The sequence below is a fragment of the Halomonas sp. BC2 genome (genome assembly GCF_002078115.1).
Classification (GTDB): Bacteria; Pseudomonadota; Gammaproteobacteria; order Pseudomonadales; family Halomonadaceae; genus Vreelandella; species Vreelandella stevensii.
Genome location: NZ_LFGT01000012.1, coordinates 84,711 through 99,258, shown reverse-complemented (window position 1 = coordinate 99,258; position 14,548 = coordinate 84,711). Strand labels below are relative to the sequence as shown.

The window sequence follows — 14,548 nt, the reverse complement described above, 5'->3', positions numbered from 1 at the left end:
CACGATACGCTTGGCCAGTACCACGTCATCGCGCAGACCGTAAGGAAGCCAAGCATTATCGCAGGCGTAACACAGCGAGGCGTGGGGGTAGTGCTGACGCAGCGACTGAGCAACGGAGAGCCCACCCACCCCCGAGTCGAATACCAGTACGGGGCCGGGCATCAGTGGTTACCCAGCCGATCAATCGATATTGGGGATACGTTGCCCACCCTGCGCTGCCCTCTTTGCATGAACGTTTGCATAGATATTGATCAAAACGGGGCGCTAGTTTAACACGCCCCGTGCAGCGCTGAAGGGGGGAGACCGCGGGAATTACAGCGAGGGCACCTCGGCACCGCGCAACTCGGCGTAAAGCTCAGGATAGGCCAGCTGTAAACGCTCGAGTTCTTTCTCCGCACCTTCCGGCAGCGCCTGGCGCAGCTCTTCCAGCTCATCGGACGTGAAGTGCTGGTCGATCAGCGGGAACAGCCCTTCCCGCTCGTGGCGCAGATAGGCGCGGTGCGCTTCCAGATACGCCTTCAGGTCGTCCGCGAAGCGGTCCATGGGTAGAATGTTGTCCATGAGAATCATGTCGATATCATGGGACAGGCGCATCAACCGGGGCTTTAGCTCACGGTAGTCATCGGCCATTTGGGTCATCAGCGGCTGATGCTCCGGCGCTTGCGCTTGCAGCCGCTCGACGCAGATTCGTTCGAGAGGCGCGGCAAAACCATCCATGTAAGACAAGATGTAGTCGACCACTTCACGCATTAGTTGAAAGTCAGGCCGCTCTCCTTCGGCCAGCGTTTTATGCTTGAGCTGAAGCACATGCAGCATGCGCGCCATATTGGCATGATCCAGACGCAGTTGGTTTAACATCTTGCCGTCTCCTTTGATAAGTATCGTACCCCGTGCTTCCCCTACCGAAACCAGGGTACGCGACCATGATCAGGGTTCTACTACACTAGCGTTAATCCTTGTCTTGCGCCTGGGGATTTGGCCAACCAATGCAGAACTTCCCAGTTACGCCCAAAGGTAGCCTGACGTAGCGCTACTTACCACAGACACTTGTTAAGCATTGAATGTTCAACGTAACGATTTACAACGGAAGTTGCCATGGACCTTTTTGACGCCCAACCCGCCGAGGAGGCACCGCTTGCCTATCGCATGCGCCCTCTAACCCTCAACGAATACGTTGGCCAGCAGGCGCTGGTTGGGCCAGACAAGCCGCTGCGCCGCATGGCCGAATCGGGTGTCGTTCGCTCGATGATTCTCTGGGGCCCCCCCGGCGTGGGCAAGACCACCCTGGCCGAACTGCTGGCCCGCGCCTCCGAAACGCACCTGGAGCATTTGAGTGCCGTGATGGCCGGGGTCAAGGAAATTCGGCTGGTGGTCGAGGGCGCCCGCCAGCGTCAGACACCCACGTTGCTGTTTCTGGATGAGATTCATCGGCTCAACAAGAGCCAGCAGGACGCGCTGTTGCCCCACGTGGAGTCAGGGCTGCTGACCCTGATCGGCGCGACCACGGAAAACCCCTCCTTCGAGGTGAATTCGGCGCTGCTTTCCCGCGCTCGGGTCTACGTGCTCAAGGCGCTCTCTCAGCAAGAGCTGATGCAAGTGATGCAGCAGGCCCTCGACAGCGACAGCCGAGGGCTCGGCAAACGGCGCATTCAGGTGGAACCGGGGGTGCTGGAAGCGTTGGCCCACGCCAGCGCTGGCGATGCCCGACGGGCTCTGGGGCTGCTGGAGACGGCCTGCGACTTCACCGACGCCGTCGCAGGCCGGGAAGTGCTGCGTAAGGCGGTACTGGCCGACGTGGTGGGCCACCAGGCTAGCGCCTTCGACAAACAGGGGGATGCCTACTACGACCTGCTGTCGGCCATTCACAAGTCGGTTCGCTCATCGCGCCCGGATGCCGCCCTGCTGTACATGGCGCGCTTTCTTCAGGGAGGCGGCGATCCGCTGGATATCGTGCGCCGTTTGACGGCCATTGCCTCGGAAGATGTGGGCAATGCCGACCCACGGGCACTGCCACTGGTGATCGCCGCCTGGGATGCCTACCTGCGGCTGGGTGATTACGAAGGCCAACGCGCCATTGCCCATGCCGCCATTCACCTGGCAGTGGCACCCAAGAGCAACCGGGTCGACCAGGCCTGGAAAAGTGCTCGACAGTTCGTGGCACAGCAGCCTCAGCTGGACGTCCCCAGCTACCTGCGTAACGCCCCAACCAAACTCATGGAGCAATTGGGGCATGGGCAAGGTTACCGCTACGCCCATAATGAGCCCCACGGCTACCCGGCAGGCAGCGCACACGATTGCTGGCCAGACGAAGTACCAGCAGCCCGCTTTTACGAACCCAGTGAGCTGGGTCAGGAGAAACGCTTTGCCGAGATCATGGCCTGGCGAGCACAGCAGGACCAACAAGCAGATCAGGCACCCGAAGGTGCCTGATCAAGAGGTGCTAATACAGAGATGCCAAGCGGAAAGAGCGTTTTAAACAGCAAGCACGCTGCCTACCACTCTTCACGGATGACGTCGGTGCCGTCCGGGATGTCGAAGTCGAACAGGCTGCGGTCGATGCTGCCATTGCGGGTGATATCGCTGAAGGTAATCGAAGTACGCTGCCCGGTGCTGTCCATCATCCACAGCTCGGTCAGGGTTTGCTGGTCGAACACCATGCTGAGCTCTTCGAACAGCGTATCGGCAGAGGTGGGAATCAGCGTAAAGACGTCATCACCATCCTGCTGCTCGTAGAACACGTCGTAGCTGGCCGTCAGCTCGGTGGCACTTCCGGAAAGCAGTAACGCCGGCGTGTGCGTGACACGGTCATCCATGGCCTGAACGGTGACCTGCTCCAGGTCCGGGTCGTACAGGTAAACGTCTTCCCCATCGGACACGACGATCTGTGAATAAGGGGCATCGACTTCCCAACGCAGCAAGCCAGGACGCGACAGCCACATTTCGCCATGAGCGCTTTGCAGGCGCTGGCCGCTACCGTCGAGAATCTGCTGTTCAAATCTGGCGTGGTAGTTCTCAAGAGGGTCGAGGCGTTCGGTGAGACGCTCGGCCGCTTCGTTGGCCCAGGCCATGGGTGCGGCAAAGGTAAGCCCCAGTGCGCTAGCAGCCAATGCCAATGCAGGCGAGCGACGTTGAGTAGGTTCGCGCATAGTGATTCTCCCTAGGCAGTCATTGCCAAAAGCGGATGAGGCACGGAGCAAACGCTGCTCCTGATGCCATTCAGACGCGAAAGACGCCGCAGGGTTGCACCTGCGGCGCGACTTTCACGCTTGTTGCATGATTGACGAATACCGATGGCTCAATGGCCCACCGGCGGCGGCGCCAGCACCTCGCGGGAACCGTTGCCCCCCATGGAGGAGACCACGCCCGCCCCTTCCATGGCTTCCACCAGGCGTGCCGCGCGGTTGTAGCCAATCTTGAAACGGCGCTGAACCGCCGAGATGGACGCCTTGCGCGTTTCCGTGACGAACTGGACCGCCTCATCGTACAGCGCATCCTGCTCGGCATCGTCGCCCTCCACGCCTTCGGCTTCGAGGCCCGTCAGCGCGTCGGCAGAGACACCGCCCGAGAGAATCTCGTCGATGTACTCCGGCTCACCGCGTCGCTTCCAGTCATCGACGACCCGGTGCACCTCGTCGTCATCCACGAACGCGCCATGGACACGATTGGGCGGGCCAGACCCGGCCGGCAGGTAGAGCATGTCGCCATGCCCCAGCAGGCTCTCTGCACCGCCCTGGTCGAGAATGGTGCGAGAGTCGATTCGTGACGATACCTGGAACGCCATCCGCGAGGGAATATTGGCCTTGATCAAGCCCGTCACCACATCCACCGAGGGGCGCTGGGTGGCCAGAATCAGGTGGATACCGGCCGCCCGTGCTTTCTGGGCCAGTCGGGCAATCAGCTCCTCCACCTTCTTGCCCACGATCATGAACATGTCGGCGAATTCGTCGATGACCACCACGATATAGGGCAGTTTTTCCAGTATCGGCGGTGTCTGGTGCATCTCCCAGGGCTCCGGCTCCCACAGGGGGTCCGCCACCTGGGCACCGGCGCGAGCGGCCTCCTCCAGCCGACCATTGAAGCCCGCAATGTTGCGCACTCCCATGGCAGCCATCAGCTTGTAACGACGCTCCATTTCCGCCACGCACCAGCGCAGGCTGTTGGCGGCCTCTTTCATGTCCGTCACCACGGGGGCCAGCAGATGCGGTATGCCATCGTATACCGACAGCTCCAGCATCTTGGGGTCGACCATGATCAGCTTCAGCTCGTCAGGCTTGGCCTTCAGCAGCATCGAGATCAGCATCGCATTGACCCCGACCGACTTACCCGACCCCGTGGTACCGGCCACCAGCAGATGCGGCATCTTGCCCAGATTGGCGACCACGGGACCGCCACCGATGTCCTGGCCAAGGGCCATGGTCAGCGGTGAGCTCTCCTGCTGGTAGCGGTCGGAGTCGATCACTTCGCGCAATCGAATCATGGCCCGATGAGGGTTGGGTATTTCGATACCGACCGTAGGACGCCCCGGGATGACCTCGACCACGCGCACGCTTTTCACCATCAGCGAGCGTGCCAGATCCTTGGCCAGGTTACTGATCTTGGAGACCTTCACCCCAGCGGCGGGCTTGATTTCGAAACGCGTGATGACAGGCCCGGGCCAAGTGTCCACCACTTCTGCCTTGACCCCGTATTCACGCAGCCGGACTTCCAGCAGCTCGGCCATGTCCGCCAGCTGCTCGTCTGTGTAGTTGGGCTGATGGGGCTCGGGCGGGGTCAGCAGTTGCAGGCTGGGCACCTCCCCCTCGGGCTCATCCTGGGTCTCGAAACTGGGTCGCTGACTCTGCAGATGCTCGACGGTCCACAGCGTAGGGCCATTATCGGGCTCTGCATCCGGCGGCGTATCTGCCGCCAGGGTTGGCTCATGGCGTGGCCCTGTGGCTATCGGCGCCGGGCTGACGGGCAGCTCTTCGTCATCTTCGTCCCATACCGGCTCGGGCACGACTTCGGGCACCCGCTCGCGGCGTGGCTCCGCCGCCAGGGGCACCGGGGCCGATTCAACCGATGTCGAAGCAGCCACCTGTTCGGGAACGACGGCCAGAGGCGCTTCTTGACGTGTCTCATCGTCCGGGTCGCGGGCGCTCAGCGACGTGGGCGCGGCCATCGCGGCATCGTCTTCTCGGGAAGCTCTCAGCGGCGCCTCCTCAGACACTGGCTCATCGGCCACTGATTCAGCGAGAGCTGGCTCATCGACCACCGGTTCATCGACTGTCGGCTCGTCAATCTTTGAGTCGGGCGCTGTCGGCTGCGACGCGGCAGACGGCGTCTCCGTGGCGGAAAACGACATCATTGGTTCACGCGACGGCTCGACCGACTCCTCGACGAACGCCCTGGCAGGTACTGCAACCTCGGGGGCGCTCTCTTCCTGCACAGGCGCAGCAGGCGCCTGTGCAGCTGGCTCGGGGCTCGGGGCCGATGAGGCGCTCGACGGTGCAGCATGGCGCTCGCTCAACACGGCCGCTGCTTCCCAAGGAATGGAGGTATCGCTATCGGGAGCCGTTGCCGTAAAACTGGGTTCGCGGCGCTCACGACGCGACGCAGGTGAGCGCTCGCTTACCTCGTCATCGCCACGGCGGGCTGAAATGGGTGTACTGCTTCCCTGAGGTTCGGGCGTGGCATAGAAGGCATCGTCCGGGGCGGGCTCTGGGTCGGTACTGGTATCGCTGGGCTCGACCCAGGAGCGCTTTTTCACCTTGCTGGCCGCCGCTTTTCCCGCCGCGCGAACGGCTGCACGTTCGGCACGCTTTTCGCGGCTTTTGGCACGACGCGCACTGAACCAGCCGCCCACTCGGCAGAGCCTGCGCCCTACCTCATCGGCCACTTGCAGCCAGGAAGTACCGCTGAACAGCGGAAAACCAATCAGAATCAACGCCGCAGCAATCAAGCCCACCCCACCGCTGCCCACCAGCGGCTTCAGCGTCCCCACCAACCCTTCTCCCAGAATTCCTCCAGAAGCGTAAGGCAAAATACTGTTGGGATGATAAAAATGCAGTGCACCCAGCGTGGTGGTGCCAAACATCAGCAGCACGAGGCCACCCGCCCGCACGGCAATGGCCACCGGGTCCAGCTCGAAACGCACCTGGCGTGAGCGCATCAACCACCAGGCCGAATAGCCAAACATGGCAGGCCACCATAGAGCGCTGGCCCCCAACAGTGAATAGAGCATGTCGGCCAGCCAGGCGCCGACCGGGCCCATCCAGTTACGTACCTGCGTCTCAGGCCCCTGGTAAGACCAGCCCGGATCTGCCGGGTGATAGCTAAACAGTGATAACAGCAAGAAGACGCAGACGGCCAACATCACCACCACGACGCCTTCACGGGCCGAGCCCTGCAGGCGCAGGCCGAACCGGCGCGCCTTGTCCTTTGCCGCCGTGACACGCGTCGATGAACGAGATGGTGACTGGCGCGCGTTACGCTGCGTTCGCTTGTCTACCGTCTTATTTACTTTCAAGCGATTCTCCCTTTACACCACACTGGTGTCTTTAATCCACTTGCGAGTTGGCATCATACCGAGCATCCTTCCGCCGTCACAGCGCTTCTAATCAAGCTACATGTCACAGGAGCAAGCGATGCTACCCTGGCTCTCTTCGCCAACCCCTTTTTTCCCGTCGACCGAGCAGGCATTGGCGTCGCCCAACGGCCTGCTGGCTGCCGGTGGAGAGCTTACCCCAGCGTGGCTGGTCGAGGCTTACCGAAAGGGTATTTTTCCCTGGTACAGCGATGACGACCCCATTTTGTGGTGGAGCCCGGACCCACGCATGGTGTTATTGCCTGCACAGTTTAAGCTACGTCGCAGCTTAGCTAAACGCCTGCGCCATGGTGGCTTCAGTGTGACCCTGGATCAACACTTTTTAGCCGTGCTGGATGCCTGCGCGGCGCCGCGCCGGGGCGAACCCGGCACCTGGATCACCGCCGAGATGCGCCACGCGTATCACACCCTACATACTCTGGGCATCGCCCATAGCATCGAAGTGCATCAGGCGGGGAATTTGGTGGGTGGCCTGTATGGCCTGGCCATGGGGCCGGTGTTCTTCGGCGAATCCATGTTCTCGCGCGTACCCGATGGCTCCAAGATCGCTCTCGCCCACCTGGCATATGCCATGCAGTCCCATGGCGGCCAGTTGATCGATTGCCAGATGCACACCCCCCACTTGGCCAGCCTGGGCGCAACAACTGTCGCTCGCCGCACGTTCATCAACTATCTTGAACAGTGGTTACCGGAAAAAACATTCTGCTTACCCTCAACCCCTGATCAGACGCCTGTCGTGCCCGCCTCGCTCTGGCTTGATGCGCTGCCGAATGCCATCGAGGCGAGATGATGGCGTCACTATCCACTCAAGGAGGCAAGCCGTGAGTAGTAACGCTCCTCGCCGCCCCGTGCGGGATCTGCGCTTCTTCCTGACCGTTCCTCATGCCTGCAGCTACCTTCCCGACAAGGAAGCGACCACGCTATTTCTCGACCCGCAAGAGTCGCCTGTCCCCGGGGTATACGACTCGCTATCCCTGCTCGGGTTTCGTCGCAGCGGGCGACACTTGTACCGCCCACACTGCGAAGGCTGCAATGCATGTCGTTCGGTGCGCATTCCCGTCAACGGCTTCAAGCCCAACCGCACCCAGCGCAAGGTTTGGCAACGTAATACGGATATCACGGTGCGCGTCATGCCTGCCCACTTCGACCCCGGCCACTACGCGCTGTACGCCGATTATATTCGGCTACGCCATGCCGACGGCGACATGTACCCGCCCAGTCGTGACCAGTACCGTACTTTCCTGACGCTGCAGGAGCCCTACGCCCATCTGATGGAGCTGCGCCTCGAGGATGAGCTGGTGGCCGTGGCCGCGTTCGATCAGCTGGAGCACGGCTTGTCGGCCATTTATACGTTTTTCAAAGTGGACGACGCGCTGGAGAAACGCTCGCTGGGCACCTACGCCATCCTGCAGCTCATCGCGCTTTGTGAAAGCAGACAGTTGCCGCACCTTTACCTGGGCTACTGGATCGAGGAGTGCCGCAAAATGCGCTATAAGCAGGCGTTTTCACCCATCGAGGTGCTGGACGGGCGCCACTGGCGGCCTTTAATTCGTTAAACAGGCCAGCTTTTTTGCCTTGACGCCAGGCTTACGGCACAATATGGCGCTGTTGCTAAGCGCATCGGACCTTTGCCGATGCGCGACAAGTAAATATTTGACCAACCACGACGTAAAAAAGTGAGGATCTGCCTAATATGGCACGCGAAGATCATATTGAAATGGAAGGCGTTATTGTCGATACCCTTCCCAACACCATGTTCCGTGTTGAGCTGGAAAACGGCCATGTGGTCACTGCCCACATCTCTGGCAAGATGCGTAAAAACTACATCCGCATCCTGACCGGCGACAAGGTCAAGGTCGAACTGACGCCCTACGACCTCTCCAAAGGCCGCATCGTTTATCGCTCGCGCTAATCGCCTGCAGGCAACGCAGTTTCTTGCCTGCGCTTTACCCCCCTGCCTTTCTCTGCAGGCTGTACCGCACTTGCCGTACTGCCACGGTAGCGCCGTATAGTGCCGTACTGCATCGCGCTTTACCGTAATGCGCCGCTCGCTAAAAACGACAACGCCCCGTCGAAGACAGGGCGCTGCGTGTCGTAGGAACCGCGCCCGTCAGGGCGCGTCCGCCATCTCCGTCTCGGTGGAGAGATGCAGCTCCCCCTCCTCCAGACTGACATGTACGATGCCTCCCTGCTCGGCCAACTCGCCAAACAGGATCATCTCGGCCAACGGCTTCTTGAGCTTCTCCTGAATCAAGCGAGCCATCGGACGGGCACCCATGTCCGGGTCATAGCCTTTCTCTGCCAGCCAGTCGCGGGCGATATCGTCCACGTCCAGCTGCACACGCTTCTCGTCCAACTGCGCCTGTAGCTCGATCAGGAACTTGTCGACGACGTTGCGTACCACCGAGGTCGGCAAAGCATGGAACTGAATGATGCCGTCCAGGCGGTTGCGGAACTCGGGTGAGAAAGTACGGCGGATGACCTCCATGGCATCGGTGGAGTGATCCTGACTCTGGAAGCCAATGGAGCGCCGTGACGCCTGCTCGGCCCCTGCGTTGGACGTCATGATCAGGATGACATGGCGGAAATCGGCTTCGCGCCCGTTGTTGTCGGTGAGGCGACCGTGATCCATGACCTGCAGCAGCAGGTTGAAGACTTCAGGATGCGCCTTTTCGATCTCATCGAGCAGCAGCACGCAGTGCGGCTGTTTGGTGACGGCCTCGGTCAACAAGCCACCCTGGTCATATCCCACGTAGCCGGGAGGTGCGCCAATCAGACGCGACACCGTATGACGCTCCATGTACTCGGACATGTCGAAGCGTACCAGCTCGATCCCCATGATGTGCGCCAGCTGCTTGGCCACTTCCGTCTTGCCCACGCCGGTCGGGCCAGCGAACAGGAAGCTGCCCACCGGTTTGTCAGGAGATTTCAGTCCGGCGCGCGACAGCTTGATGGCGGCCGACAGCGTATCGATGGCTTCGTCCTGGCCGAATACCAGCATTTTCAGGTCGCGATCCAACTTCTCGAGCAGTTTACGATCCGAACTCGACACGCTCTTGGGCGGTATGCGGGCAATCGACGCCACCACGGCTTCGACCTGCTCCACATCGATGGTTTTGGCACGCACTTCCGGCGGCAGCATGCGCTGGTGTGCACCAGCCTCGTCGATGACATCGATGGCCTTGTCGGGCAAATGACGATCATTGATGTAGCGATCCGCCAGACGAGCGGCACTTTCCAGCGCACCGTCGGTGTACTTCAGCTCGTGATGCTCTTCGAAGCGCGAACGCAGCCCCTTGAGGATCTTGATGGTATCTTCCACCGAGGGCGCCAGCACATCGACCTTCTGGAAGCGACGCGCCAGGGCACGGTCTTTTTCGAAGATGCCGCGGAACTCCTGGAAGGTGGTCGAACCGATGCAGCGCAGTTCGCCCGACGAGAGCAGCGGCTTCAACAGGTTGGAGGCATCCATGACGCCACCGGACGCTGCCCCTGCACCAATGACCGTGTGAATCTCATCGATGAACAGAATGGCATTGGGCTGCTTGCGAAGCTCGCCCAGCAGGCTCTTCAAGCGTTTTTCGAAGTCGCCGCGGTATTTGGTGCCGGCCAGCAGCGCGCCCATGTCGAGGGAGTAGACGACGGCATCGGCGATCACGTCCGGTACGTCTTCTTCGACGATACGCTTGGCCAGCCCTTCGGCAATGGCCGTCTTGCCCACGCCCGCCTCACCCACCAGCAGCGGGTTGTTCTTGCGGCGCCGGGCCAGAATCTGCACGACGCGCTCGAGCTCGTGGTCACGACCGATCAGCGGGTCGATCTTGCCCTGACGCGCGTGCTCGTTGAGGTTCGTGGCATACCCGGTCAGCGGATGCGCAGCCCCTTCGGTGCCGCCCTCCTCGGCGTCTTCGTTCTCCTGAGAGGAGGGCGAAGGCGCAGGACCGTGGCCCGACACTTTGGAAATGCCGTGGGCGATGTAGTTGACGGCATCCACTCGAGCAACGCTCTGCTGCTTGAGGAAGTAGACCGCCTGGCTCTCCTGCTCGGAGAAGATCGCCACCAGCACGTTGGCGCCGCTCACTTCGCTCTTGCCCGAGGATTGGACGTGGAATACGGCACGCTGCAGCACACGCTGGAAGCCTAGCGTAGGCTGCGTTTCGCGGTCGCCCTGCCCTTCCGGGATCAGCGGCGTGGTCGAGTTGATAAAATCCTGCAGATCGGACCGCAGCTTGTCGAGGTTTGCCCCGCACGCCTTCAGCACATCGACCGCGGAGGCATTGTCCAGCAGTGCCAGGAGCAGATGTTCGACGGTCATGAATTCGTGGCGCTTCGAGCGAGCCACGGTGAAGGCCGTGTTCAGGGTCAGTTCAAGTTCTTTGCTCAGCATGGCAGTCCCCTTTTCGCTACTACCTAGGGCATGTTGCCACCTAGGGCTTGCGTCGGATCAGTTTAATCGACCGGCACTTTCAACATCGGGTACAAATGGCGTGGTTGCAAGCCCCAAGGCTACTTTTTTTCAACGCTGCATGCGGTGCAGCATGATCAATCCGCAGCCTCGATGTCGCTCATCAGCGGGTGCTCGCACTCACGGGCATACTCATTCACCTGATAACTCTTCGTTTCTGCAATGTCGCGAGTAAAGATGCCGCAGGTTGCCTTCCCCTGGGTATGCACCGCCAACATCACTTGTACGGCTTTTTCATTATCCATATTGAAAAAGCCCTGCAGTATTTCGACGACGAACTCCATCGGCGTGTAGTCGTCATTATGCAGCACCACCTTGTACAGAGGCGGCTGGGCCAGCGCAGGCTCGGCGGGCTGTACGGCCAGATCATCTTCATACTCGGGCATACCAGGACGCGTCATGCCTGCATGCAGAGTCGCTGTCACGTCCAGACGTTGTGTATTAGGCATAAGTCACATGCATCATCTTCTTGCTGCTGACAGTCAGGGCCTTGGATCAATTCAAAGACAAGGCTTTTACAGTCCAGGCTTCTACAGACTGTACACCCATGTATAAGACGCCTGCCATCAACAAGGGTTCATGAAAGGTAAAAAATTATCATACAGGAGAGAGTAAAAAACCCTCGCCCGCAAGGCGGGCGAGGGATCGATCAACCGTTGAGGCGCGACGGCTCAGCGCATGATCAGCCCTTGGCCACCATGGCCAGCGCGTCGTTGAAGGTCTTGCTCGGACGCATGGCTTGGCTGGCCAGCTCACCGTTGGGGTGGAAGTATCCCTGGATATCCACCGGCTGCCCCTGCACGCTGTTCAGCTCGTCGACGATGGCACTCTCGTTAGCTTGCAGCGTCTCGGCCAGACGGCCAAACAGGGATTTCAGTTCGGCGTCCTGGTCCTGAGCGGCCAGCGCTTCTGCCCAGTACATCGCCAAGTAGAAGTGGCTGCCACGGTTATCCAGCTCGCCCACTTTACGCGATGGCGACTTGTTGCTGTCGAGGAACTTGCCGTTGGCCTCGTCCAGCGCCTTGGCCAGCAGAGACGCACGGGCGTTGCCGAAGGTGCTGCCCAGGTGCTCCAGCGAGGCAGCCAGCGCCAGGAACTCACCCAGCGAGTCCCAACGCAGGTGGTTCTCTTCCAGGAACTGCTGCACGTGCTTCGGTGCAGAGCCGCCCGCGCCGGTCTCGAATAGACCACCGCCGTTCATCAGCGGTACGATAGAGAGCATCTTGGCACTGGTGCCCAGCTCCATAATCGGGAACAGGTCGGTGAGGTAGTCGCGCAGCACATTACCAGTGACGGAGATGGTGTCTTCGCCCTTGCGGATACGCTCCAGGGAAACCTTCATGGCATCGACCGGCGCCAGGATACGGATATCCAGACCCGCCGTGTCGTGCTCTTTCAGGTAGGCCTCGACCTTCTTGATCAGCTGCGCATCGTGAGCGCGGTTGGCGTCCAGCCAGAACAGTGCCGGAGCACCGCTGGCGCGGGCACGGGTAACGGCCAGCTTGACCCAGTCCTGAATCGGCGCGTCCTTGGTCTGGCACATGCGCCAGATATCACCGGCTTCCACGCTGTGGCTGAACAGCGTCTGGCCTGCGTCGTCGGTCACTACCACGGTGCCATCAGCAGGCATCTGGAAGGTCTTGTCGTGGGAGCCGTACTCTTCGGCTTTCTGGGCCATCAGACCCACGTTGGGCACGCTACCCATGGTGGTGGGGTCGAAGGCGCCGTGCTGCTTGCAGTCCTCGATCACCGCCTGGTAGATGGTGGCGTAGCAGCGGTCCGGGATGACTGCCTTGGCATCCTGCAGCTCGTCGTTGGCATTCCACATCTTGCCGGAATCGCGGATCATCGCTGGCATGGAAGCATCGATGATGACGTCGCTGGGCACGTGCAGGTTAGTGATGCCTTTATGGGAGTTGACCATGGCCATGGCCGGACGCTGCTGGTAGAGCGCATCCACGTCGGCCTTGATGGCCTCCTGCTGGTCGCTGGGCAGCTTCTCGATGGCGCTGTACAGGTCACCGATACCGCTGTTCGGGTTGAAACCTGCGCTCTTCAGCGCTTCGGCATGCTTCTCCAGCACGTCCTTGTAGAACTCTTCGACCACGATGCCGAACATGATCGGGTCGGACACCTTCATCATGGTGGCCTTCAGGTGCAGCGAGAACAGCACACCGCTCTGCTGAGCATCGCTGATCTGGCTGGCGATGAAGCTGCGCAGACGGCGGCTGCTCATGCTGGCAGCGTCGATGACTTCGCCTGCTTTTATCGCCAGCCCCTCTTTCAGCACGACGCTGCCGCCATCCTTCTGCTGCAGCTCGATCTTCAGCGTGCCCGCTTTTTCCATGACCGCCGACTGCTCGCTGCCGTAGAAATCGCCTTCGCTCATGTGAGCGACGTGGGATTTGGAGTCGGCGCTCCAGGCACCCATGCGATGCGGGTACTTGCGGGCGTAGTTCTTGACCGACTTCGGCGCACGGCGGTCAGAGTTGCCTTCACGCAGCACCGGGTTGACGGCACTGCCCTTGGCCTTGTCGTAACGTGCCTTGATGGAGGCTTCTTCGTCGTTCTTGGGCTCTTCAGGATACTCGGGCAGCGGGTAGCCCTGGCTCTGCAGCTCTTTGATAGTCGCTTTCAGCTGCGGGCCAGACGCACTGATGTTGGGCAGCTTGATGATGTTGGCTTCCGGCGTGGTGGCCAGCTGGCCCAGCTCTGCCAGGTCATCGCTGACCCGCTGTTCGTCGCTCAACACGTCCGGGAACTGCGCCAGCACACGCGCTGCCAGAGAGATATCACGGGTTTCTACTTCGACACCGGCCGAGTCGGTGAAGGCATCAATAATCGGTAACAAGGAGTAGGTAGCGAGCGCAGGAGCTTCATCGGTGAGCGTATAAATGATCTTCGGCGTTTTAGACATTTTGCGTTAACCTCTTCTTTTCAGTCGCTGTGATTATAAAAAACCCTGAGCTACGCGGCTCATACAACGAATAGCCTTGCCGCGAAGCGGGTGGAGCATCCTGTATGCGCTGCCCCTTATGGTCACTCGGTGGTAAAACGACGCCGGTACATCTCAAACGGCTGCGCCGGAGTATACCAGCGCTGCACGGTAATCGCATGAGCGATTGTCGACAAATCAACTGACCCGCTATTCGAGCCCATGAGCACGCTATATTTACTGCACAAGCCCTACCGAATGCTTTCCCAGTTTACCGACCGGGAAGGCCGCGCCACCCTGGCCGACGTGATCAGCGTGCCCGGGGTCTACGCTGCAGGTCGGCTGGATTACGACTCCGAAGGCCTGCTGCTGCTCAGCGATGATGGTGCCTTGATTCACCGCATTGCCCACCCTCGCCACAAGCAGCCCAAGACCTACTGGGTACAGCTGGAAGGCCAGCTCACCGACGACGCCCTTCACGGGTTGCGCTCCGGCCTGATGCTCAAGGATGGCCCGACGCTGCCCGCCAAGGCGCGGCGCATGGCGCCCCCCGACTGCCTGAGCG

General features: G+C 60.7%; 11 protein-coding genes and 1 pseudogene. 5 read left to right on the top strand and 7 right to left on the bottom strand.

Annotated features, from left to right (window positions below; genetic code table 11):
* Both B7L71_RS17675 and B7L71_RS09325 read right to left on the bottom strand, forming a co-directional pair.
* Window positions 1-162 (bottom strand): annotated as a pseudogene (locus B7L71_RS17675) (glutamate racemase); the annotation flags it as partial.
* A gap of 150 nt (window positions 163-312) precedes the next feature.
* Complete coding sequence (locus B7L71_RS09325; RefSeq protein ID WP_081137507.1) at window positions 313-858, bottom strand: hemerythrin domain-containing protein; 546 nt, start codon at window positions 856-858, stop codon at window positions 313-315.
* A gap of 237 nt (window positions 859-1,095) precedes the next feature.
* Here B7L71_RS09325 and B7L71_RS09320 point away from each other — a divergent pair, with 237 nt between their 5' ends.
* Window positions 1,096-2,430, top strand: coding sequence for a replication-associated recombination protein A (locus B7L71_RS09320; protein WP_081137506.1), 1,335 nt, complete (start codon window positions 1,096-1,098; stop codon window positions 2,428-2,430).
* Between the two features lie 62 nt (window positions 2,431-2,492).
* Here the strand turns inward: B7L71_RS09320 and lolA are convergent, their stop codons facing one another.
* Both lolA and B7L71_RS09310 read right to left on the bottom strand, forming a co-directional pair.
* On the bottom strand, window positions 2,493-3,146 hold the full coding sequence (gene lolA, locus B7L71_RS09315; protein WP_081137504.1) for an outer membrane lipoprotein chaperone LolA: 654 nt from the start codon (window positions 3,144-3,146) through the stop codon (window positions 2,493-2,495).
* A 149-nt stretch (window positions 3,147-3,295) separates the two neighbouring features.
* Window positions 3,296-6,505, bottom strand: coding sequence for a DNA translocase FtsK (locus tag B7L71_RS09310; RefSeq protein WP_081137503.1), 3,210 nt, complete (start codon window positions 6,503-6,505; stop codon window positions 3,296-3,298).
* Window positions 6,506-6,623: 118 nt separating this feature from the next.
* On the opposite strand from B7L71_RS09310, the gene aat reads away from it, so the two are divergent.
* The 3 genes from aat (at window position 6,624) to infA (ending at window position 8,495) form a co-directional block, all read left to right on the top strand.
* On the top strand, window positions 6,624-7,373 hold the full coding sequence (gene aat, locus B7L71_RS09305; RefSeq protein ID WP_081137501.1) for a leucyl/phenylalanyl-tRNA--protein transferase: 750 nt from the start codon (window positions 6,624-6,626) through the stop codon (window positions 7,371-7,373).
* Window positions 7,374-7,404: 31 nt separating this feature from the next.
* The gene (locus B7L71_RS09300) at window positions 7,405-8,139 is read left to right on the top strand and encodes an arginyltransferase (protein WP_039176223.1); all 735 of its coding nucleotides are present in this window, start codon (window positions 7,405-7,407) and stop codon (window positions 8,137-8,139) included.
* 137 nt (window positions 8,140-8,276) lie between these two features.
* Complete coding sequence (gene infA, locus B7L71_RS09295; RefSeq protein ID WP_007111068.1) at window positions 8,277-8,495, top strand: translation initiation factor IF-1; 219 nt, start codon at window positions 8,277-8,279, stop codon at window positions 8,493-8,495.
* 198 nt (window positions 8,496-8,693) lie between these two features.
* On the opposite strand, the gene clpA is transcribed toward infA, so the two are convergent.
* The 3 genes from clpA to B7L71_RS09280 form a co-directional block, all read right to left on the bottom strand.
* Window positions 8,694-10,970 (bottom strand): ATP-dependent Clp protease ATP-binding subunit ClpA, encoded by a 2,277-nt coding sequence (clpA, locus tag B7L71_RS09290; protein WP_016914490.1) that lies wholly within the window; start codon window positions 10,968-10,970, stop codon window positions 8,694-8,696.
* Window positions 10,971-11,125: 155 nt separating this feature from the next.
* Window positions 11,126-11,449 carry an ATP-dependent Clp protease adapter ClpS gene (clpS, locus tag B7L71_RS09285; protein ID WP_371317426.1) on the bottom strand — a complete coding sequence of 108 codons (324 nt, stop codon included), beginning with the start codon at window positions 11,447-11,449 and terminating at the stop codon, window positions 11,126-11,128.
* Between the two features lie 281 nt (window positions 11,450-11,730).
* A complete protein-coding gene (locus tag B7L71_RS09280) occupies window positions 11,731-13,965 on the bottom strand; it encodes an NADP-dependent isocitrate dehydrogenase (protein ID WP_081137500.1) in 2,235 nt (744 codons plus the stop codon).
* A gap of 240 nt (window positions 13,966-14,205) precedes the next feature.
* On the opposite strand from B7L71_RS09280, the gene B7L71_RS09275 reads away from it, so the two are divergent.
* Window positions 14,206-14,548 (top strand): pseudouridine synthase (locus tag B7L71_RS09275; RefSeq protein ID WP_249273220.1); only part of this gene is annotated, 343 nt, incomplete at its 3' end.